This is a genomic window from Nonomuraea rhizosphaerae, from assembly GCF_019396405.1.
In the GTDB taxonomy this organism is placed as follows: domain Bacteria; phylum Actinomycetota; class Actinomycetes; order Streptosporangiales; family Streptosporangiaceae; genus Nonomuraea; species Nonomuraea rhizosphaerae.
Genome location: NZ_JAHKRL010000004.1, coordinates 1 through 19,528, shown reverse-complemented (window position 1 = coordinate 19,528; position 19,528 = coordinate 1). Strand labels below are relative to the sequence as shown.

20 protein-coding genes are annotated in these 19,528 nt (G+C 70.1%); 11 read left to right on the top strand and 9 right to left on the bottom strand.

What is annotated here, in order from left to right; translation table 11 throughout:
• Positions 1–193: 193 nt before the first annotated feature.
• From KME77_RS00175 to KME77_RS00165, 3 genes are read left to right on the top strand one after another with little or no spacing between them, the layout of a single operon-like run.
• The gene (locus KME77_RS00175; RefSeq protein WP_219459869.1) at positions 194–1,324 is read left to right on the top strand and encodes an epoxide hydrolase family protein; all 1,131 of its coding nucleotides are present in this window, start codon (positions 194–196) and stop codon (positions 1,322–1,324) included.
• Between the two features lie 21 nt (positions 1,325–1,345).
• On the top strand, positions 1,346–1,519 hold the full coding sequence (locus KME77_RS00170; protein WP_219459868.1) for a hypothetical protein: 174 nt from the start codon (positions 1,346–1,348) through the stop codon (positions 1,517–1,519).
• A gap of 56 nt (positions 1,520–1,575) precedes the next feature.
• Positions 1,576–2,160 carry a dihydrofolate reductase family protein gene (locus tag KME77_RS00165; protein ID WP_219459867.1) on the top strand — a complete coding sequence of 195 codons (585 nt, stop codon included), beginning with the start codon at positions 1,576–1,578 and terminating at the stop codon, positions 2,158–2,160.
• Positions 2,161–2,219: 59 nt separating this feature from the next.
• Here the strand turns inward: KME77_RS00165 and KME77_RS00160 are convergent, their stop codons facing one another.
• Both KME77_RS00160 and KME77_RS00155 read right to left on the bottom strand, forming a co-directional pair.
• Entirely contained in the window at positions 2,220–3,227 is a 1,008-nt protein-coding gene (locus KME77_RS00160) for an RNA polymerase subunit sigma-70 (protein WP_219459866.1), read from the bottom strand.
• Positions 3,228–3,380: 153 nt separating this feature from the next.
• Positions 3,381–4,649: an alpha/beta hydrolase fold domain-containing protein gene (locus KME77_RS00155; protein WP_219459865.1), complete on the bottom strand. Its 1,269-nt coding sequence runs from the start codon at positions 4,647–4,649 to the stop codon at positions 3,381–3,383.
• A 109-nt stretch (positions 4,650–4,758) separates the two neighbouring features.
• On the opposite strand from KME77_RS00155, the gene KME77_RS00150 reads away from it, so the two are divergent.
• From KME77_RS00150 to KME77_RS00140, 3 genes are read left to right on the top strand one after another with little or no spacing between them, the layout of a single operon-like run.
• The gene (locus KME77_RS00150) at positions 4,759–5,214 is read left to right on the top strand and encodes an alpha/beta hydrolase fold domain-containing protein (RefSeq protein ID WP_219459864.1); all 456 of its coding nucleotides are present in this window, start codon (positions 4,759–4,761) and stop codon (positions 5,212–5,214) included.
• Entirely contained in the window at positions 5,211–6,155 is a 945-nt protein-coding gene (locus KME77_RS00145) for an NAD-dependent epimerase/dehydratase family protein (protein ID WP_219459863.1), read from the top strand. Before KME77_RS00150 ends, KME77_RS00145 begins: the two co-directional genes overlap by 4 nt.
• Positions 6,156–6,178: 23 nt before the next feature.
• A complete protein-coding gene (locus KME77_RS00140) occupies positions 6,179–6,406 on the top strand; it encodes a pyridoxamine 5'-phosphate oxidase family protein (protein ID WP_219459862.1) in 228 nt (75 codons plus the stop codon).
• A gap of 123 nt (positions 6,407–6,529) precedes the next feature.
• Here the strand turns inward: KME77_RS00140 and KME77_RS00135 are convergent, their stop codons facing one another.
• Positions 6,530–8,350 (bottom strand): FAD-dependent oxidoreductase, encoded by a 1,821-nt coding sequence (locus KME77_RS00135; RefSeq protein WP_219459861.1) that lies wholly within the window; start codon positions 8,348–8,350, stop codon positions 6,530–6,532.
• 112 nt (positions 8,351–8,462) lie between these two features.
• Between KME77_RS00135 and KME77_RS00130 the strand changes: the two genes are divergently transcribed.
• Both KME77_RS00130 and KME77_RS00125 read left to right on the top strand, forming a co-directional pair.
• Positions 8,463–9,353, top strand: a complete 891-nt coding sequence (locus tag KME77_RS00130) for an alpha/beta fold hydrolase (RefSeq protein WP_219459859.1) — start codon at positions 8,463–8,465, stop codon at positions 9,351–9,353.
• Positions 9,354–9,608: 255 nt separating this feature from the next.
• On the top strand, positions 9,609–9,887 hold the full coding sequence (locus tag KME77_RS00125; protein ID WP_219459857.1) for a WGxxGxxG family protein: 279 nt from the start codon (positions 9,609–9,611) through the stop codon (positions 9,885–9,887).
• 114 nt (positions 9,888–10,001) lie between these two features.
• On the opposite strand, the gene KME77_RS00120 is transcribed toward KME77_RS00125, so the two are convergent.
• Positions 10,002–10,472, bottom strand: a complete 471-nt coding sequence (locus KME77_RS00120; protein WP_219459856.1) for a MarR family winged helix-turn-helix transcriptional regulator — start codon at positions 10,470–10,472, stop codon at positions 10,002–10,004.
• Between the two features lie 78 nt (positions 10,473–10,550).
• Here KME77_RS00120 and KME77_RS00115 point away from each other — a divergent pair, with 78 nt between their 5' ends.
• Entirely contained in the window at positions 10,551–12,650 is a 2,100-nt protein-coding gene (locus KME77_RS00115) for an MMPL family transporter (protein ID WP_308250475.1), read from the top strand.
• Positions 12,651–12,783: 133 nt separating this feature from the next.
• On the opposite strand, the gene KME77_RS00110 is transcribed toward KME77_RS00115, so the two are convergent.
• The 5 genes from KME77_RS00110 to KME77_RS00095 form a co-directional block, all read right to left on the bottom strand.
• Complete coding sequence (locus KME77_RS00110) at positions 12,784–14,049, bottom strand: cytochrome P450 family protein (RefSeq protein ID WP_219459853.1); 1,266 nt, start codon at positions 14,047–14,049, stop codon at positions 12,784–12,786.
• 111 nt (positions 14,050–14,160) lie between these two features.
• The gene (locus tag KME77_RS00105) at positions 14,161–15,324 is read right to left on the bottom strand and encodes an MFS transporter (RefSeq protein WP_219459851.1); all 1,164 of its coding nucleotides are present in this window, start codon (positions 15,322–15,324) and stop codon (positions 14,161–14,163) included.
• A gap of 26 nt (positions 15,325–15,350) precedes the next feature.
• On the bottom strand, positions 15,351–16,094 hold the full coding sequence (locus KME77_RS00100) for a hypothetical protein (RefSeq protein WP_219459849.1): 744 nt from the start codon (positions 16,092–16,094) through the stop codon (positions 15,351–15,353).
• Between the two features lie 86 nt (positions 16,095–16,180).
• Positions 16,181–16,303, bottom strand: coding sequence for a hypothetical protein (locus KME77_RS29685; RefSeq protein WP_281423983.1), 123 nt, complete (start codon positions 16,301–16,303; stop codon positions 16,181–16,183).
• 244 nt (positions 16,304–16,547) lie between these two features.
• Positions 16,548–17,168, bottom strand: a complete 621-nt coding sequence (locus KME77_RS00095; protein ID WP_219459846.1) for a hypothetical protein — start codon at positions 17,166–17,168, stop codon at positions 16,548–16,550.
• A 6-nt stretch (positions 17,169–17,174) separates the two neighbouring features.
• On the opposite strand from KME77_RS00095, the gene KME77_RS00090 reads away from it, so the two are divergent.
• Together KME77_RS00090 and KME77_RS00085 are read left to right on the top strand one after the other, a co-directional pair.
• Positions 17,175–19,013 carry a hypothetical protein gene (locus KME77_RS00090; RefSeq protein ID WP_219459844.1) on the top strand — a complete coding sequence of 613 codons (1,839 nt, stop codon included), beginning with the start codon at positions 17,175–17,177 and terminating at the stop codon, positions 19,011–19,013.
• Positions 19,006–19,528 (top strand): TOMM precursor leader peptide-binding protein (locus tag KME77_RS00085; RefSeq protein WP_219459842.1); only part of this gene is annotated, 523 nt, incomplete at its 3' end. The genes KME77_RS00090 and KME77_RS00085, both read left to right, overlap by 8 nt.

Sequence of the window (19,528 nt, the reverse complement as noted above, 5' to 3'; positions counted from 1 at the left end):
GGCCGGCGCCCGGCCGGTCGGCCGCCGCCGGTGTGGTGATCCGGCCGGTCATGGGGCCTGAGCACCACAGCCGGCGGGAGACCTCGACGCCGCGCGGGCCGCCGACCTCCGGGCCGCCCAGCTCGCCACCAACATCCACCACGTGCGCTACCTGAACACCCGCGTGCGCTGCCCATGGCTTTGAGGACGTGAAGTGACCACTGATGAGGAGATCCGGCCGTACCGGATCGAAATTCCCGACGAGGATCTGGCTGACCTGCGTTACCGGCTCGATCGGATCCGCTGGGCCCCGCAGCCGGAAGGCGGCGGCACGGGCTACGGCGTACCGGTCGCCCGGGTGCGTGAGCTGGTCGAGCACTGGCGCCACCACTACGACTGGCGCGTCTGGGAAGACCGGTTCAACGCGCATCCGCAGTACACGACGACCATCGACGGCACGCAGGTGCACTTCCTGCACGTCCGCTCCCCGGAGCCGGACGCGCTGCCGCTGGTGCTCAGCCACGGCTGGCCCGGCTCGGTCGCGGAGTACCTCGACGTGATCGGCCCGCTCAGCGACCCGCGCCGGCACGATCTCGACCCGTCCATCGCCTTCGATCTGGTGGTGCCGTCGCTGCCCGGCTTCGGGTTCTCCGGCCCGACGGCCGACACCGGCTGGGGCCCACGGCGGATCGCCGGGGCGTGGGCGGTTCTGATGCGACGCCTCGGCCACCACCGGTACGGCGCGGCCGGCAACGACTGGGGCTCGGGGATCGCCCTCGACCTCGGCCGGGCGGCCCCGGAACACGTGGTAGGCGCGCATGTGACCCAGACCTGGGACCCGCCGCCGGACGACGACCCGAAATGGGTGGCGGAGCTGGGACCGAAGGACAAGGCGGCATGGGACGCCTTCCAGGACTACGTCACCAACGAAGCCGCCTACGGGGCCGTACAGGCTCAACAGCCGCAAACCCTCGCGCACGCGCTGGCCGACTCACCCGTCGGGCTGCTGGGCTGGAACGCGCAGGCCATGCACGAGCACGGCCTGGACAACGACGCCGTCCTCACTCACGTCACGATCCACTGGCTCACCGGCACCGGCGGCTCGGCCATCCGGATCTACGCCGACCACGCGCGGGAGGAGCCCTCCACCGGTCCCACCGCCGTCCCGGTCGGAGTCGCGCAGTTCCCGGGCGATCTACCCTCGATCCGAGTCTTCTCCGACCATCATCACAACATCGTGTCCTGGAACGAGTACGAGCGCGGCGGCCACTACGCGTCCCAGGACGCGCCTGACCTGCTTGTGCACGACATCCGCACGTTCTTCACGGCAGTGCGGTCGCGCTGATCTCCTGACGGCGCAGGTTCGGTGAGCGCGGTGGAGAGGAGTGCAGAAGAAGCCGGCGTCGATCTGATGTTCCCTGGGAACGACGCCATCTTCGACCAGCTCACCGGCCTGCTGCGCGGCCGCGTGACCCGCCGTCTCACCGGCGGTGGTGGCGGCGAGTGTGCGGCCGGCGGACGCGGATCGCGCACCGATTAGGTTTCCGCGCCGCACCCGTCTGTACGTGTGAGATCCACCCACGAAAGGCCGGCACGATGCGGAAACTGATCTTCGCCATGAACGTGACCCTGGACGGCTACACCGCCGCGCCCGGCGACGACATCAGCTGGGGCGGAGGGGAGGGGCCGGACTCATCGCCGAGCGCCGAGCTGTTCCAGTGGTGGTACGACCAGATGCGGGCGAGCGATCTGACGCTGTACGGGCGCAAGCTGTGGGAGGCGATGAGCTCCCACTGGCCGACCGGCGACCAGTTGCCCAACGCCACCCCGGCGGAGATCGAGTACGCGCGCCTCTGGCGGGACATGCCGAAGGTGGTGTTCTCGTCCACGATCGACAAGGTCGACTGGAACACCCGCCTGGTCACCGGCGACGCGGTCGCCGAGATCACCCGGCTCAAGGCCGAGGACGGCGGCCCGATGGACATCGCCGGCGCGACGCTCGCCGGGGCGGCCATGCGGGCCGGGCTGATCGACGAGTACGCGCTGGTCACCGTGCCGGTCCTGGTGGGCGGCGGCACGCCGTTCTTCACCGCGCTGGACAACTGGGTGAACCTCGACCTGGTCGAGACGCGGACCTTTCCCGGCGGCGTGATGCTGAACCGCTACGAGAGGAGACGATGAGCACGGGCCGGATGCCCGGCCCGTGAGCTGGACCTGTCGGCGATGGGGGACGCGTCTGATCACAGCGTCGCGGGCAGGCCCAGCCATGGTGTGTCGGTGACGTCGAACCCGGTGAGCTCGGTGATCTTCCCGTCGACGACGCGCAGGACCGCGATGTTCAGCAAACGGTATCGCGGGTCGCCGGGGGTGCGGAGGTACAGCACGGCGGCGGGCATGAGGTTGACCGTCGTGGCGACGCAGCGCCAGTCGTCGTGGCCGCGCTGGAAGAGCCCACCGGAGACCCAGCCGTCCACCGCGTCCTCGGCCGTGACGATCAAGGCGCCCGGGTCGGGCAGCATCGTGAAGCGCAGGTCGTGGCGCAGCAGGGCGGTCAGCCCGTCGAGGTCGTTGCGCTCATGGGCGTCCATGTACGACTTGACCACGCCGCGCTCGTCGTCCGACAGCTCGTGCGTGGCAGGGCTGCGCCAGTCGAGGCGGCGGCCGGGCAGCCGCTCGCGCATCGTCACGCGCGCCCGCTGCAGCGCGCTGGTCACCGACGCGACGGTCAGCTCCAGGGCGTCGGCGGCCTTCGGCGCCGGCCAGCCGAGGACGTCGCGCAAGACGAACACCGCCCGCTGCCGCGGCGGCAGGTGCTGGACGGCGACGATGAACGCCAGCTCGATCGTCTCCCGCGCCACCACCGACTCCTGCGGGTCCTCCGGGAGCATCCGGTCCGGGTAGGGCTGCAGGTAGTGCACCTCCGAGCCCGCGCCCGGCAGCTCGGCGGGCACGGGGGTGCGGTCGTTGCGCTTCTCCAGGAAGTCGAGGCAGGCGTTCGTCGCGATCCGGTACAGCCAGGTCCGCGGCGCGGCGTGGCCCTTGAACGACTCCCGCTTGTTCCACGCCCGCAGGAACGTCTCCTGCGTCATGTCCTGGGCGTCCTCGTAGTTCGCGAGCATCCGGTAGCAGTGCACCTGCAGCTCCCGGCGGTGGCGCTCGGTGATGAGCGCGAACTGTGCCCCGTCGTTCGAGCGGGCCGCCGCGATGAACGCGGCCTCGTCGTCGCCCAGCGGTCCGGCATCGGTCATGGTCGTACATCCTTCCGCGGGTGGCGAGGGGCTACCAGAACTGACGACGTGGCGGAGGATTTCTTAGCGGTGACGATGCTCGGGGTGGCTCGCGCGGGGACCTGGTGGCACGGCTGTACTTCGACCACTACCCGACAGAGTTATCCGCTTAAGTCATGACACGTGTTGGTCGCCGGGATCACTGCGGCAGGCCGCGCGGCGGGTGAATGCCCCCGCCCGTTCCAGCGCGTCCGCGGCCTCCGGCAGGAACGACCAGAAGTAGTGGAAGACGTGCGCGGACACCGGATAGAGCTCCAGCCGCGCGTCGACGCCGTACGAACGGGCCCTCTCGGTGAGCCGGCGGGCGTCGCCGGCCAGCGGGTCGCCGGTGCCGGCCTGGATGAGCATCGGCGGCAGACCGGACAGGTCCGCGGTGAGCGGGCTGACCCGCGGGTCGCCGGGATCGTGCCCGGCCAGGTACGCGGCGGCGAACCGGTGCAGTTGCCGGGGATCGATGGCCGGTTGCGGCTCCTGCTCCTCGGGCTTCTCAAGCTCCTCGGGCGGGGGCGCGTCGCCCGTCAGGTCCACCCAGGGGCACAGCAGCAGCGCCCCGCCGGGCTGGGGCAGCCGCCGCTCCTTGAGGGTCATCAGCAGGGAGAGGACCAGCCCGGCGCCGGCGGAGTCACCTCCCACGGTGATCCGGGCCGGGGGAGTCCCGGTGTCCAGCATCCACGTGTACGCGCGCAACGCGTCGTCGACGGCCGCGGGGAACGGATGCTCCGGCGCCAGCCGGTAGTCGGGCACCAGAATGGCGGCACCGGTCGCGAGCGCGAGCGCCTCGCCCAGCGGGCGGAACCCGAAGGCGGACCCGGCCACGTACGAGCCGCCGTGCAGGTGCAGCAGGGCCGGCCGGTGGTTCGCCGCCTCGGCCATCTCCAGGGCAGGCACCCCACCGGCGTTGACCGGCCGTACGCCGACCCCTTCCGGCAGCGTGAGCGCGGCGTGGAAGTCCTCCACGGCGGCGCGGAACTGCTGGACCTCGGCACCGGCCAGGAACAGGTCGTTGACCGGCTGCCAGGCCCTGGCGGCCCGTTCGGCCAGCTCACCGCCCACCGACCGGGTCGTCGAGACGGCGTCGTCGAGATCGCTCAGCAGGCGCCGCGCCCGGTCCAGCAGGGCGTCGCCGGCCAGCGTGAGCTCCACCCGGTGCGTCGAACGGCGCAGCAGGTCGCTGCCGATCAACCGCTCCAGCATGCGGATCTGCCTGCTCAGCGCCGGCTGGGACAGGTAGAGGCGGGCGGCGGCCCGGCCGAAGTTGAGCTCGTCGGCGACCGCCACGAAGGCCCGCAGGTGCCGCAGTTCGATCGCGTCGGGCGCGGCCGGCAGCGGCAGCACCCGCTCGGGCTGCGGCTCCTCGTCCTGTTCCTGCTCACCGACGGCCATGCCGGCATTATCCCCCCACCATGACCGCCTCTGGTGATGCGTGGTCGGCAAGACCGTCATGCGCCATCGGCCTTTCCCCCGGCGGCCGTGCCGGTGCGAGTCTCGGCCCATGCCCGATCACGCAGCCGTACGACTGGTCGCCGACACCCGGCTACGAGGTGCCGCCGGGCCGCTGCCGGTGCGCACGTACTGGCCGGCGGCGACCCCGGCCGCGCCGATGCTGGTGTTCCTGCCGGCCGACGGCATCGAGGGCGCGGACGCGCTCTGCCGTGCCGCGTGCTCGGGCGCCGGAGTGGTGGTCCTGTCCGTGTCGTACCGGAAACCGCGACGGCAGGACGGGCGGTGCGACGCGATCCTGGCCACCGAGTGGGCCGCCGACCACGCCCGCGAACTGGGCGCCGACCCCGATCGCCTGCTGCTGGCCGGCGAAGGCGCCGGCGCCGAGCTGGCCGCGGCCGTCGCCTCGCACGCACGCGAGCGGGGATGGCCCCCACTGGCCCACCTCACGATCGGCGAACTCCTCGACCGGCCCCGCCGGCTCTCCGGCTTCCCCCGACCCGAATGATCAGCGACGAAAGGCAAGAGATGATCCTCATCACCGGCGGACTCGGCATGATCGGCGCCCATACCGCCCGCGCGCTCGCCGACCTCGGACACCAGGTCGTCGTCACCACGCACCACCGCACCGAGGTCCCGTCGTTCCTCGCCGGCCGGGTCGCCGTGGAACCCCTCGACGTCACCGACCAGGACGCCTTCCTGGCCCTCGCCGACCGCCACGACGTCAGCGACATCGTCCACCTGGCCGGCACCATCCCCGGCAAGGATCCGGTCGACTTCTTCCGTACGGACATGACCGGCCTGCTCAACGCGCTGGAGGTCGCCCGTGTCCGGGGCGTGCGCAGGTTCGCCGTCGCCAGCAGCATCGGCGTGTACGCCGGCCGGACCGAGACCCGCTGGCACGAGGAGCTCGCGCTGCCCGCCGCGCGGGTGCCGCACCTGATCGTCGCCTTCAAGAAGGCCGTCGAACCCCTGACCACGCACAGCCTCCAGGACACCGGGGTCCAGCCGGTCATCCTGCGGATCGGGAGCATCTGGGGGCCGCTGATGGACCCGGAGTCACCGTTCAACCCCTACCCGCCGTCCATCAGCGCCGTGCTCCGCGGCGAGCAGCCGCGGCCGCTGCACGCCGACGACGGCGGCGACATCTGCTACGCCCCCGACGCCGGGCGCGCGATCGCTCTGCTGATGAACGCGCCGGCTCTGCGGCACACCGTCTACAACGTCTCCAGCGGCCGGCCGGCCACCCACCGCGAGTTCGCCGACGCCCTGAGCGCGACCACCCCTGGCGTGCGGCTCGACCTGCTGCCGGGGCGGCAGAACGGCCCCGGCTCCGACCCCTGTCTCGACATCACCCGGCTCACCCGCGAGACCGGCTTCACCCCGGCCTTCGACATGGCCGGGGCGGTCGCCGACTACGTCGCCTGGCGCGCCGGCAACCCCCGCTGACATCCACTTCCCAAGGAGCACCCATGCTTGACCCTGACGTGCGCCGTGTCCTCGACGGCACCTCGATCGCGCACCTGGCCACCGTCCTGCCGGACGGCTCGCCCCACACCACTCCCGTCTACGTCGGCGCCCACGGCGAGCGAATCGTCTTCTTCACCGGCCCGACCATGCGCAAAGCACGCAATCTGCGCCGCGACCCCCGGCTGGCGCTGTCCATCGCGCCCGCGCGGCAGACCGTCGGCGTCGGCTGAGCGAACCCACCCGCGAGGCCGGTGCCGGAAACCGTCCCCGGCCCGGCCTGCCCGCCACTGCCGGGATGCTCCGCTACCTCAAGGCCGGCCCGTACCATCCTGACCAGGGCGAGGACGCGGGAGTCATCGGCTGATGAGCCGGTGCAGGACGGTCGCCATCGACGAGACGTCCGGACCCGCGCCCAGCCCTCGATGCAGAAGCAGCCCGTCGAGCGTGGCCGCCAGAACCGCGGCGCTCTCGTAGGGATCGGGCACCCCATGGCCGTCCAGCCAGCGGCCGAACTGCTGCCGGAACTCCTCCACCATCCCGCCGATCTGCTCGCGGAGCTCGTCATCGCGGGTGGCCGCCAGATACGCCTCCGTGGCGAGCAGCGAGGCCGGATCGGTGCCGGTGTACCGCTTCAGCGACGCCAGCATCGCATCGACCGCCTCGGCAGGGGTGCCCGCGCTGTCCCATACAGCCGTCGCCTCGGCCAGTATCTGCCGCATCGTGCCGACGGCGGCCTCGTTCAGCAGCGCGGTCAGCGAGGAGAAGTGGTAGTGGACCACCCCGGGAGCCACTCCGGCGCGCTCGGCCAGGATCCGGGTGCTCACCGCCGTCCAACCGCGTTCGGGAATGAGCTCGACCGCCGCGGCGAGCAGCCGCCGTCGCACTTCACGGCCGCGTTCCGCCGCTGGGGAGGCCATCTGTCTCCTTGGTTCCGGGTGCTCGCCCTGTACGTACGGCCTGACGCTACTACGGCGGCGCCGACCGGGCTTCCGGCTCACCTGTGCTCGACGGGAGCAGCAAATGAGATCGTGACCGCTGGGAGTGAGCGAGCTGAGGAACAGGTTGCCGGCACCGGGCAGGGAGGCCAGGCGCAACAGCCAGTCGCGGGCCGAGATGCGCAGCCGGCTGGAGGGGGCCATCCATTCGATGAATCGGCGGCCGAGCGCTTGCACGTCGGCGATGGTGGGCCGCATGCGTCGTTCGTACCGGATGAGAGCCGCTGACAGGCCGTCGCCGGTCGACTCGCCGAGCGACTCGCCGGCCAGTTCGCCGGCCAGGACCCAGGCGGCGGCCACGGCCATGGAGGCGCCGTGTCCCGCGAACAGTGACACCGCCTGGCAGGCGTCGCCCAGCAGGACGACCCGGCCACGGCTCCAGGAGTCCATCCGCACCTGGGTGACCCGGTCGTAGTAGAGGTCATCGGGCAGCCGGGGCAGGACCGAGGGCAGGATCCAGCCCATCTCGCCGTAGTGACGGCGCAGCGCCCCGGCGGGATCGGCGGGAAGCTCAGGGTCGGGCTCGCGGCGCAGGAACAGCAGGGCGAGCCGGTCGTCGCGCAGTGCGTAGGCTCCTGCCATCAGCCCCGGAACGGTGAGCATCCGGTAGCGCAGGCCGACCTGCCGGTTCAGCTCCCGGTCGGTGAGGATGCAGGCGGCGACGTGATGGCCGAGGTAGCGCACGTGGCGCTCCTCTGGCCCGAAGAGCAGGTCACGGACGCGGGAATGGGTGCCGTCCGCGCCGACCAGCAGATCCACGGTCCGATGCGTGCCGTCGGTGAGCGTGACGTCGACGGCGTGCCCGTTCTGGCTGAACGCCTCGACGCTGAGGCCATAGCCTACGGGCGCCCGGACGTCGTCGGCGATGGTGCGGGCCAGGTCGCCGCGCAACACGCTGACCACCCGCGTGAAGCTGGAGGGCAGAAAGAAGCGGCTGGTACGGCGGCCGTCGCCGTTGACGTAGTCGAGCTCGTCGACCCGGTATCGCGACCGCTCCAGGCGGCCGGCCAGGTTCATGCGTTCCATGACCTCATGGCCGGCCCCGTAGAAGTCGATCATGTAGCCGCCGGCGCGGAACGCCGGTGCGCGCTCGACCACCTCGACGTCCCAGCCGGCCCGCTCCAGATGCCAGGCCAGCGCCAGGCCGGCGATGCCTGCGCCGCAGACGAGAACCTTCATCGCGCTCCCTTCTTGTACGATCGCCCTGGACGACTGCCCTAAATGTAAGCAATAGTTGTTGCCAGGTGCAAACGCTCTCGTGGGCATCGGCTTCGATCAGAAGGACTCCCTGGTGAAACCTCGCCCGTCCCCGCCCGGCACGGCCGACTTCGTGCCCCTGCCCGACGGCCGCCTGCTGTCCTACACCGAGTGGGGCGATCCGGACGGCTTCCCCGCCTTCTACTTCCACGGCACCCCGAGCAGCCGCCTGGAAGGGGCGCTGGCCGCCGGCGCGGCCGCCCGGCACGGCTTCCGGCTCATCGCCGTCGACCGGCCCGGCTACGGACGATCGGCGTACCAGGACGGCCGCACCGTGACGCACTGGCCGCACGACGTCAGCGCGCTGGCGGACGCGCTGGACCTGGGGGAGTTCGGCGCGGTGGGGCACTCCGGCGCGGGCCCGTACCTGTTGGCCTGCGGCAGCCTCATGGGGCCCGAACGGCTGAGGTTCGTCGGCGCCCTCTCGCCCTGGGGGCCGGTGGCGACGCCGGAGATCCGGGCGGGCCTGAACACCCTCGACCGCCTCTACGCCCGCCTCGCCCGTCACACGCCCTGGGCCATGCGGATCTCGTTCGCGCCGCTCGGATGGTGCGCCAGGCACCGGCCCGGCCTGTTCTTCTCCCTCATGCGCTCAGCCGTCAGCCCCGCCGACCAGGCCGCGCTGGGCGACCCCCGCACACTGCGTCTCCTCCAGGCGGCCGAACTCGAGGCCTTCCGGCAGGGCAGCCGGGGCGGTGCCCACGAGGCGCTCATCGCCTACCGGGACTGGGGGCTGGACCTGGAGACCGTCCACGTGCCGGTGCACATGTGGCTGGGCGACAGCGACATCTTCGTTCCGGTGGAAATGGGCCGGTACATGGAGCGGGCCATCCCCGGCGCCGACTGCCATTGGATGAACGGCGGCGGACATTTCGAGCTGGACCGATGGGAAGAAATCTTCGTCACCTGCTCGGCCCACCTGTGAACCCGGCCAAAGGTCACCATCCGCCGGCCGGCCGTGTGCTGAGAAGGTTTCCCGGCGCACGTACGAAATGATTTCCGCCTTGCGCGCCGAGGGTTTCTCCACTCCGTTCATGGCAGAACACGAGATGTTTAGGGCATCGCCCTCACGGTAGGGGACCCAGAAGAGAGAACGGAGATCGTTCCACGGGGAAGCCTTCCACGGAAGGCACACAACGCGGTCCTCGTGACTGCGGGGACCGCCGGATCGGGGGATCCGATGCGCAAGACACTCACCGGGCTGGCCCTGGGGTTCTTCCTGACGCTGGCCCCAGCCGCGGCTGCTACGGCCGACGCTCCTGTCGCGCCCGTGGCTCACAGCCAAGTCACCCCGGCACCGCAGGACAACAGGAACAACGACGACGGGGGCGACAAGACCGGCCTCTGGGGCCTGCTGGGCCTGCTCGGGCTGCTGGGCCTGGCCGGCCTGCGCCGACATCACGATCAGCACAACGTACACGTCGCTGAACACGAGGGCACCCGCCATATGCCCCGGTAGCTCACCGGCTCGGGTGTGACACGGCGGCCCGCCGTGTCACACCCTCACGTCACGGCGCGAGCTTCTCCACCCCTGTACCGCTTCGAGAGAGGTCTGGCTGGACGGCGCCCCCGGTCAGGCCGGTCCTGGCGCGCTCCGCAGCATGCCCAGCTCCTCGTTCATCGCGTCGAGGAAGGTGGCCACGGCGCGCAGTTCGTCGGGGCCGAACCGGCGCAGCACACTGTCGGTGCTGCGGGCCAGCGGCCGGAAGAAGGCGCCGGCCAGCTCCTGGGCCGCTTCGCGGTAGTGCAGGTGGACCACGCGCCGATCGTGGGCGTCACGGACCCGGCGGATGTGCCCGGCTCGCTCCAGCCGGTCGAGGCACGCGGTGACCGCGCCGGAGGTCAGGTTGAGCTCCTCACGCAGCTTGCCCGGAGTGATCGGCGACGGAGCGTCGAAGATCATGATCAGCGTCTGGACGTCGGTGGTGTGCAGGCGCTGCTCGTTGGCGAACTCGTGGGCGATGCGGTTGAACTCGGCGGTCATCCTGCGCAGGCGGACCGCCATGGACCGTAGGTCGACGTCCCCCTCGTCATCGCCGTTCATGATGACCATGCTACATTAACTCAATCATTGAGTATTTTAATGATTGAGCTATCTGGCGTGACGAAGGGGTGACGGCTCTTGGCGCGGCGATCGATGCGCTGGCTGGTCCCGGCTCTGCTGGTGCTGGCCTGGCTGGCCGTGGGCGGTGGGCTGGGGCCGTTCGCCGGCAAGCTCACCGAGGTCTCCACCAACGACCAGGCGGCCTTCCTGCCCCAGAGCGCGGAGTCCACCCGCGTGCTGGAGGTGCAGGAGACGTTCCGTCAGGGCGCCACCCAGCCGGTGATCGTCGTGTGGACCTCCGGCGGCGCGGAGATCACCACCGGGCAGAACACGGCGGCCACCCGGGCGCTGGCCGCACTGCGCGGCACGCCCGGCGTCGTCGGCGCGCCCACGCCTGCCTTCAGCTCCGACGACCACCTGGCGCTGCGGGGCGTGGTACAGCTCAGCCCTGACCTCAGCGGCGGCGGCCTCGGCGACATCCTGGACCGGATCGGCGCGGCGGTCCCCGTCGAGGGACTGAAGGCGCAGCTCGCCGGCCCCGCGGCCACCCGGGCCGACCTGTCCGACGCCTTCGCCGGCATCGACGGCGTGCTGCTCGGCGTCGCGCTGATCACCGTGCTGGTCATCCTGCTGGCCGTGTACCGCAGCGTGCTGCTGCCCCTGATCATCATCATCGGCGCGGTCTTCGCGCTCGGGCTGGCGTGCGCCGTGGTCTACTTCCTGGCCGACCGCGACATCGTCAGGGTCGACGGCCAGGTGCAGGGCATCCTGTTCATCCTGGTCATCGGCGCGGCCACCGACTACGCGCTGCTGCTGACCGCCCGCTTCCGCGAGGAACTGGCCACCGGCGCCGACCGGTTCGCGGCCGGCCGCGTCGCGTTGCGGCGCTCGCTCGCCCCGATCGTGGCCAGCGCCGCCACGGTGGCGCTGGGCCTGCTCGCCCTGCTGCTCAGCAGCCTGACCAACAACCGTGCGCTCGGCCCCGTGGGCGCCATCGGCATCGCCTGCGCGGCGCTCAGCGCGCTCACCTTCCTGCCCGCGGCCCTGATCCTGCTGGGCCGGGCCGCCCTGTGGCCGGCTCGCCCCCGTCCCTCCGGCGCCGGCGCCCACGGGCTGTGGAATCGTGTCGCCCGGCTGGTCGACCGCCGCCCCCGGCTGGTCTGGATCGCCACGCTCCTGCCCCTCGCCGCTCTCGCCCTCTTCGCCCCCCAGCTCAACGCCAAGGGCGTGCCGCTGGAGGAGACCTTCGTCAACGACGCGCCGTCCGTGGCCGCCCAGGCGGCGCTGAGCGAACACTTCCCCGGCGGCTCAGGCCAGCCCGCGGTCATCGTCGCCCCCGCCGCGGAGGCCACGAGGATCACCGAACGAGCCCGCGCCGTACCGGGCGTCTTCGACGCGGCGGCCGTGACCGGGAGCGGCCGGCCCGGAGACGCCCCCAAGGTGGTCGGGGGGCGTGTCCTGGTGCAGGCCACACTGCGCGACGAGCCGGACAGCGACGCCGCCCAGGACACCGTCGAGCGACTGCGCGCCGCCCTGCGCACCGAGGACGACGTCCTGGTCGGCGGCTACAGCGCCCAGCGCTACGACACCACCGAGACCGCCAGGAAGGACACGCTGCTCATCGTCCCGGTCGTCCTGGCGATCATCCTGCTCATCCTGATCGCCCTGCTGCGCTCGCTGATGATGCCCGTCCTGCTGGTGGCCACCGTGGCGCTGAACTTCCTGGCCGTTCTCGGCGTCTCCGCGCTGATCTTCCCGAGTCTGCTCGGCTTCACCGGCAGCGACGCCTCCGTGCCGCTGTACGGCTTCGTCTTCCTGGTCGCCCTGGGCGTGGACTACAACATCTTCCTGATGTCACGGGTACGGGAGGAGACCGTCCGGCACGGAGCGCGCGAAGGCATGCTGCGCGGGCTGGTCACCACAGGCGGAGTGATCACCTCCGCCGGGGTGGTGCTCGCCGCGACCTTCGCCGCGCTGGTCGTGATCCCGCTGGCCTTCCTCGTGCAGATCGCCTTCATCGTCGCCTTCGGCGTGCTGCTCGACACCCTCGTGGTGCGCTCCCTGCTGGTCCCAGCGCTGGTAGGGGACCTCGGCGGGCGCGCATGGTGGCCCAGCCGTCCCGGCCGCGATCACGTGGCGCCGCCGTCGCGCGAGCCGTCACCGGCGCGACGGCGCTGAGACGTCGCCTGTTGGCCACGTTAGAAATCTACATTGTAAAGGGCGTTGACTTGTGAAAACCCTTTTCACATCCAGCTGAGGAACGGGCTACGCCCGTACGTCTACAAAAACACGGGGGCAGCCCTGGGGAGGATCATCCGCGCAAGGAAACGGGGAGGGTGGTCAGGCCGCGGATGGTGAGGGTGGGCTGCCAGTCCCAATGGTCGGCGGCCAGGGAGAGGTCAGGGAACCGTTCGAGGAGCGAGCGGATCGCGATGGCGCCCTCGATGCGGGCCAGTGGCGCGCCCAGGCAGTGGTGGATGCCGTGTCCGAAGGCGAGGTGCCCGGCCGTGTCGCGGTGGATGTCGAACGCGTCCGGTTTCTCGAACTGGGTGGGGTCGCGGTTGGCGGAGGCCAGGGCGAGCAGTATCGGTGTTCCGCCGCCCGGGATCACTGTCGTGCCGACTGTGTACGGGTCGGTGGTGAAGCGGCGGGTGGAGAACAGTAACGGTGCGTCCCGGCGGAGTGTTTCCTCGATGGTGGCGTCCAGGAGAGACCAGTCGTGGCGCAGTTCCTTCAGTTGTCGCGGGTGGCGTAGCAGCATCAGTACGCCGGTGGCGATGAGGTTGAGTGTTGTCTCGTGGCCGGCGCTGAGCAGGAGCAGTGCCATGGCGCGTAGTTCGCTTGGGCTGAGTGCGTCTTGTGTGGTGTCGCTGGCTCGTACCAGTGCGCCGAAGAGGTCGTCGGAGGCTTCTTCGCGTTTTTGCTGGATGAGCCGGTTCAGGTAGTCGAGCAGGTCGTTGTGGATCATTTCTGCTCGGGTTCGTCCGGGGGGTGGGGTGATGATCTGTTGTGACCAGCGGTGGAAGGTGTCGCGGTCGAGTTGTGGTACGCCGAGGAGTTCGGTGATGACTGTGAGGGACAGGGGGAGGGAGTAGTTGTTGATCAGGTCGATGTTGTCGTGGTCTGCGATCGCGTCGAGGTGTGCGTCGGTGATTTGCTGGATTACCGGCCGCAGCTGGGTCAGTCTGCGTGCTGAGAATTCCTTGGACACGAGTCGTCGGAGCCGGGTGTGCTGGGGTGGGTCGGAGGTGAGCATTGTTTCCCCGATCGTGTCGGGGAGCAGGTGCCGGGTGGCTCTGAGTCCGTTTTTGCTGAGTGTGGGGTTGTTGAGTGCGGCGTTGACTTCGTTGTGGCCCACGATGAGCCAGATCTCGCCGTAAGGCGGTAGGCGTACGAGGTGTACTGGTGCTTTTTCGCGTAGTTCGGCGAATATCGTGTACGGCTCGGTGGTGAGTCGTTCGCCGTATGTTGTCAGGTCGATTGTGGCCTGGGAGTTCATGGACGTTCTTTTCTTATTCGTCGGCGTCGGCGTGGTGGGAGAAGTGGCGTTCTTGGGTGTCGATTGTTTTGATGTCATGGGTGAGTCGTGGGTCGATTCCGTGTGACTCGATGGATCGGATCTTGTGTCGGAGCAGGTTCAGTAGTTCTGGCTCCTGGTCGTCGTGGTGGCCGAGTGGGAGGTTCGTGATCATCGGGTCGCCTGCAGAGCGGCGTTTCGGGCCCTGAGTGTCAGCGGCAGTGCGGTGAGGGTGGCGAGGATGCCGCCTCCTGCGATGGCCCAGGCGGGTTCGCGCAGTATTTCGGTGGTCACGCTCCACAGTCCGATGGAGGCGAGTTGCGCGGTCAGTGCCAGGGATCGCCTGAAGGAGTACAGCCGTCCCAGTACGGCGTTGTCGGCGCGTTGCTGGGACAGCAGGTTCGGGGCCATGAGCAGTGAGAGGTTGAGTGCTCCCATCAGGAGGCCGGCGGTGAAGGTCCATGCCGTCCCGAGGTGTGCTGCGGCGGCTGCGGTCAGTGCGATCGGTGCGGTGCTGATCGCGCCGGTGATGAGCAGGGCGAGTGGATCGACGGGCAGGCGGATCTTGGACAGGGTCAGTGAGGTCATCAGCCATCCGGCGCCCATGCCTGAGACGAACAGGCCTGATCCGGTGGGTGTGCCCGTGAGGTTGACGGAGATGACGATGAACTGTGGTGCCGCGCCGAAGAACAGCAGTACGGCGCCTTCGGACAGCACGGCGTAGCGCAGGACGGGGTCTTGCAGCAGGGCGGCCAGGCCGTCGCGGAGTGTCCGCGTCGGGGCGGGACCGTCACTGGTGGGCGTTTGTCTGCCGACGCCGAGCAGGCACAGTACGGCCGCGCCGTAGCTGATGGCGTTGGCGGTGATCGCTGAGGGGAAGCCGATGGCTGTCGCGATGCCGACTCCGGCCAGTGGGCCGAGCGCCATGGTGGCGCCGGTGGTCCAGGCCATGGCGGTGTTCGCGGTGGTCAGGCGGCTTTCCGGTACCAGCCGGGGGATCATTGCCTGGGGTGCTGCCGTGGAGACGGTTTGGAGCGCGGAGGTCAGCAGGGTGAGCGCGTAGACGATGATCACGGATTCCGTCAGGACCGCGGGGATGGTGGCGGTGGTGAGGGCGCTCAGGGTGAGGTTGGATCCGAGGGCGACGGTGCGTCTGTCGAGGCGGTCGATGAGCAGTCCGGCCCATGGGGCGAGCAGGATTCTCGGCAGTGTCTCCAGTGCCAGGGCTGCGCCCGCGGCGAGTGGTGAGCCGGTGACGGTGAGGATCCACAGGGGGAGGGAGATCCATTGGATCCAGGTGCCGAGTGAGGACAGTGTCTCGCCGGTCCACAGCATCCAGAACTGGGTTCCCAGCCGCTGTGTCATCGTGGCGTGGCGTCCGGGTCGGGGAAGAGGTTGAAGACGTCGATGTCGGCGTCGTCGAGGCCGAGGAGGCGGTGGCAGGTTTCGCGTACGACGTCGGCTGATTCCGGCGGAGGCTGGAAATGTCCGGATTTGGTGTTCGCCACGACCATGGACACTGATTTTTCGCCGATCAGTACGATCTCGCCGGCCGCCCGTACCCGCAGTCGTTGTGGCACCAGCATGGGGTGGGCCACCGGGACGTCCTGGATCCGCGCGTGCCGGCGGCCGAAGAGCAGCTCGGACAGCTCGAACGGGCGGGTCCACACCAGCAGTCGTTCCTCGTCGTCCACGACGTACATGTACGACGCCTTCGGCGTGAGACGGCCGAGCGCGCTGACCGGATCGCCGATCTCAACGGTCTGCGCGACCACGGTGGCGCCGGCCTGGCGGTACAGGCGGTCGAACACGTCACGGTCGTACTCCATCAGTGGCGGGCGGCGGGAAAGGATCTTTCTCGGGAGATCGAGCGGCCGGTCGGGGCCGGAGGCGAGGTACCTGCCGGTTATGTCGGTGCGCAGCCGGGTGATCCGCTCGCTGAGCCGGGTGTCGGTACGGTCGGCGCTGTGGCCGGCGCGCAGCGAGATCAGCTGCTCGTACAGCAGGAAGACCCGGGCCTGGGATCGCTCGCCGTAGCGGGCGACGACCTGTTCCTCCAGCGTGTCGTATTTCGCCAGCAGCAGGTCTACGGAGTCGGTTGTCACGCGGGTGCCTGTCCTTGTGCGCGAGGGGAGGGCCGGTGGCGCGGGGCCGGGGACGGGGTTGCGGCCCCGCGCCTGTTATTGGGTGATCAGACGGTCCAGCCGGCCTGGGTGGCGACCAGGGCCTCGTGGCCCTCGACGGTCGCGTCCAGCGCCAGGAGGTCGGTGGTGATGGCGTCGATGCGAGCGAACTCGTCGGTGATGGTGGTCATGTGGGCATCCCTTTCTGTTGGGTGCCTTCACCGTAAAAGGCGGCGTGCAAATGGAGTCTTGACGCGGCGTATATGTCGCGGTCATTGCCGTGACATCGTGGTGCCCGGACTGGAGCTGGGCGATCCTCTACCGGGGTTCGGTTGAAACGCCGTCCGGGAAAATCGGGGTCGTAGCCACGGATTTTCAGGAAAGGCGAGCAGGTCGCTGGTGAGTTTGTAGCGGATTTTGCGCGTAGTGAACAAACTAGCGGAATGAGACGGCTGCGCGCGTTTCTAGGTCGGCACGCCAGGCGAAATAGTCACCATTACACCTGTCGGGTCCTATCGCGAAGCTGCCCGTTCGGGACGGCGGGCCCGGTACGCATCGCACTCGTGTTTTCCGCTTGTCAACCCGGCTGCCGTCCAGCGGCATATATTTTGTCACGTAATCGGTCGGGTGCGTTTTGCGTCCTCCGGCGACCGGGCTTCCCGCCTTTTTGTTGGGCACCTTCTTGTCTTCCGTCAGAACGGTGGCTAAGCTCCATGCCATAGCGTTCCATGTATGCCGCGCGAAGCCGGCATGAGGCGACACCCACCGATCGTCGGCCTCTTTCTGGACCTCTCGAAAGAGTAGTAGTCCTCGTTGTACGTGCACCTTTACCGAAGTATGCAGGCCATGCCCGCGTGCGAAAGGAAGGTCATGCGTCCTCGTTTGCTGGATGATGTCCGGTACATCGAATGCCAAGAAGGTGTCTACCTTCACAGCAGTCTGAGTTCCTGCATTCTTGGCGGCAGTCAGATATTTCAATGGGTCAGCCGTCTTGCTCCCCGCCTGCGCGGCGACCAGGCTCTGGAGGAGATCACACGGGGCCTGCCCGATACGCACCGGGAAATGGTGGAAGGGCTCGTCCGGACATTGGTCGAGCACCGTTTTGTCGTCGACGCGCAGGACGACCGCCCGCACACCCTCTCCGATCTGGAGCTCGCCGAGTACGCCCCGGAGATCTCGTTCATCCGGTACGGGTACGACTCGGCGCAGTGGCGCTTCCAGCAGGTGCGAAACGCGCGGATCCTGCTGTACGGGCAGGGGCCGGTGCTCGCCGCCGTCGCGGAGGAGGGACTGCGGTCGGGCTGGCGCAGGCTGCGGATCCTGTCCCGCGAGGACGAGGGCGCCCTGCTTTCCCTGGCCGGGCGGTGCCGGCGGGACCGGGAACAAGAAGTGGTCGTCGAGACAGCGGATCCGGCCGGGGACTGGCCGCCGCGCGACCGGATCGCCGATGCCGACATGGTGGTCCACATCACTACAGGTCAGGACCCCGAGCCGGCGGCGGTGACCGCCCGGATGTGCGCCGAGGCGGGGGCGGCTCTGGCGCAGGTGCTCGTGTGCGAGAGGCAGGCGTGGCTGACACCGGTGCACGAGCGGGAGCACGAGAGCGCGGAGTCGGGTGCTCGATGGTTGTTGTCGTCCGGCGAGGCCGTACGGCGGGGGAGTGGCGTTTCGTGGCTGACGGGAGCGGTGCCTTCGCTGATCGCCGCCCAGGTCGTTCTCGCCTGTTTTCGTCATCTGGCGGGCATGCGTCCCGAACGCCAGGGCAGGCCGTCGGGAGCCCGGATCAAGGGGACGATGATCTGCATCGATCTGAGCAGCCTCGACACCACCGTCCACCGCTTCCCCCCTCACCCCGCCCTCGGCCCGGCGACGAGGCCCGCGACGAGGCCCGCGACGAGGAGGGACGGCGCGGCGACCCGGGACCTGATCCTTTCGCTGGCGGCCGCTGACCGGGTCCCGCTGCCGGAGGTGCTCGAACGGGCACACCTGATCAAGGACTCTCGGCTGGGGCCGATCCGTTCGCTGGAGGAGCAGGATCTCCCGCAGGTGCCGTTGAGCCTGTGCCGCGCGGCGGTGGCCGACCCGTACGGCCGGCGCCGGCCTGACGGGGTGATGCCGGTCATCGGGTGGGGAGCCGATCGCGAGAGCGCGCGCGGACGGGCGGTGCTGGCCGCTCTGGTCGCCTACGCGTCCATGGTGGCCGAGCACGACTGGCGGCAGGGGACCCCCGGCGCCTGGGGGATGGACCTGCTGAGCGGCGCCATGCGCTGGGTGCCGTCACCGGTCAGGGATCCGCTCCTGGCGACGGGTCCGGCGGCGTACGCGGCCCCTCTTGGCGCCGCGGCCGGCCTGTGCTGGGACGAGGCGGTGGAGGCCGGCCTCCTGGCACACTGCGAAGCGCTGCCGCTCCTGCGCCAGGACAAGCACGCGCCCGAGGTGGACCCCGCGCGGGCGGCGCGCGAGCATGGCGGCGCTCTCGACGCGGTACGGCTGCTGGAGCACACCGGCCAGGCGTACGAGTTCCGCGACCACAGCGCCACGACCGGGCTGCCCGCGTACACCGTGACCCTCACCGGCGACCCCAAGAGCAAGACGGGCGAGACGGGCAGGGTGGTGGCGCGATCGGTCGCGCCGGCCCCCGGGCGGGCGCTGCGCCACGCGGCCGAGCACGCCCTGCTGAGCTGGCAGGCAGAAGCGGCGAAGCGGCCCGACGCCATCCCTCCGACCCGCAGATGGGTGGAGAGCGGGCCGGCGGCGGAGCGCCGGCCGGACCTGGACGTCCTCGCTCAGGGGTTGCTGCGTCTCACCGGCCGCACCGCCGTGGCCGTGCCGCTCGTGCGTGACGACGTCGTCCGCTCGACGCTTCCCTTTGTGGTCCGGGTGGTGTTGTGCGATGACTGAGCTGAGCACCGGTACGCGCTCCGGGACGGGCCCGCGCCGCGTCGGCGTCGCGGTGCTGGGCGCCGGGCGGGTGGCCGAGGCCGTCGCCGCGGGCGGCGACGGCCGGATGCCGTTCGTCGCGGTCGAATCAGTGGCCGCCATCGCGCGCATGGACGACTGCGCGGCGATCGTCGTCGTCTCGAGCGGTGCGGGACAGCGTCGCCAGGCAGCGGTCCAGGAGTACGCGTCGCCTCGGCGGCTGTCCTGGCTGCCTGTGCGCGTCGACAGCGGGTGGATCACGATCGGCCCGCTGGTACGCCCGCCGCGCCCGGGATGCCCGGTGTGCGTACAGCGCAGGCAGGCCCGCAACCGGCGCGACGCGGCGGCCCGGCGGTTGCTGCGCGAGCACCTGGGGCCCGCGCCGGAGCAGGCGGACGACTCGATGGTCGCGCCGATGCTGGCGGCGGCCGTGGCCCGGCTGGTGAGAAGCGACCTGGGCGCCTGCTCCGGCGGGCCGGCGGGGGCGCGCACCGGCG

What these genes read in the sequence shown, in the direction of transcription:
- KME77_RS00165 (WP_219459867.1), top strand. Translation starts at nt 1,576, where the DNA reads ATGCGGAAACTGATCTTCGCCATGAACGTGACCCTGGACGGCTACACC.
- KME77_RS00160 (WP_219459866.1), bottom strand. Translation starts at nt 3,227, where the DNA reads ATGACCGATGCCGGACCGCTGGGCGACGACGAGGCCGCGTTCATCGCG.
- KME77_RS00155 (WP_219459865.1), bottom strand. Translation starts at nt 4,649, where the DNA reads ATGGCCGTCGGTGAGCAGGAACAGGACGAGGAGCCGCAGCCCGAGCGG.
- KME77_RS00150 (WP_219459864.1), top strand. Translation starts at nt 4,759, where the DNA reads ATGCCCGATCACGCAGCCGTACGACTGGTCGCCGACACCCGGCTACGA.
- KME77_RS00145 (WP_219459863.1), top strand. Translation starts at nt 5,211, where the DNA reads ATGATCAGCGACGAAAGGCAAGAGATGATCCTCATCACCGGCGGACTC.
- KME77_RS00140 (WP_219459862.1), top strand. Translation starts at nt 6,179, where the DNA reads ATGCTTGACCCTGACGTGCGCCGTGTCCTCGACGGCACCTCGATCGCG.
- KME77_RS00135 (WP_219459861.1), bottom strand. Translation starts at nt 8,350, where the DNA reads ATGAAGGTTCTCGTCTGCGGCGCAGGCATCGCCGGCCTGGCGCTGGCC.
- KME77_RS00125 (WP_219459857.1), top strand. Translation starts at nt 9,609, where the DNA reads ATGCGCAAGACACTCACCGGGCTGGCCCTGGGGTTCTTCCTGACGCTG.
- KME77_RS00120 (WP_219459856.1), bottom strand. Translation starts at nt 10,472, where the DNA reads ATGAACGGCGATGACGAGGGGGACGTCGACCTACGGTCCATGGCGGTC.
- KME77_RS00110 (WP_219459853.1), bottom strand. Translation starts at nt 14,049, where the DNA reads ATGACATCAAAACAATCGACACCCAAGAACGCCACTTCTCCCACCACG.
- KME77_RS00105 (WP_219459851.1), bottom strand. Translation starts at nt 15,324, where the DNA reads ATGCTGTGGACCGGCGAGACACTGTCCTCACTCGGCACCTGGATCCAA.
- KME77_RS29685 (WP_281423983.1), bottom strand. Translation starts at nt 16,303, where the DNA reads ATGACCACCATCACCGACGAGTTCGCTCGCATCGACGCCATCACCACC.
- KME77_RS00090 (WP_219459844.1), top strand. Translation starts at nt 17,175, where the DNA reads ATGGTGGAAGGGCTCGTCCGGACATTGGTCGAGCACCGTTTTGTCGTC.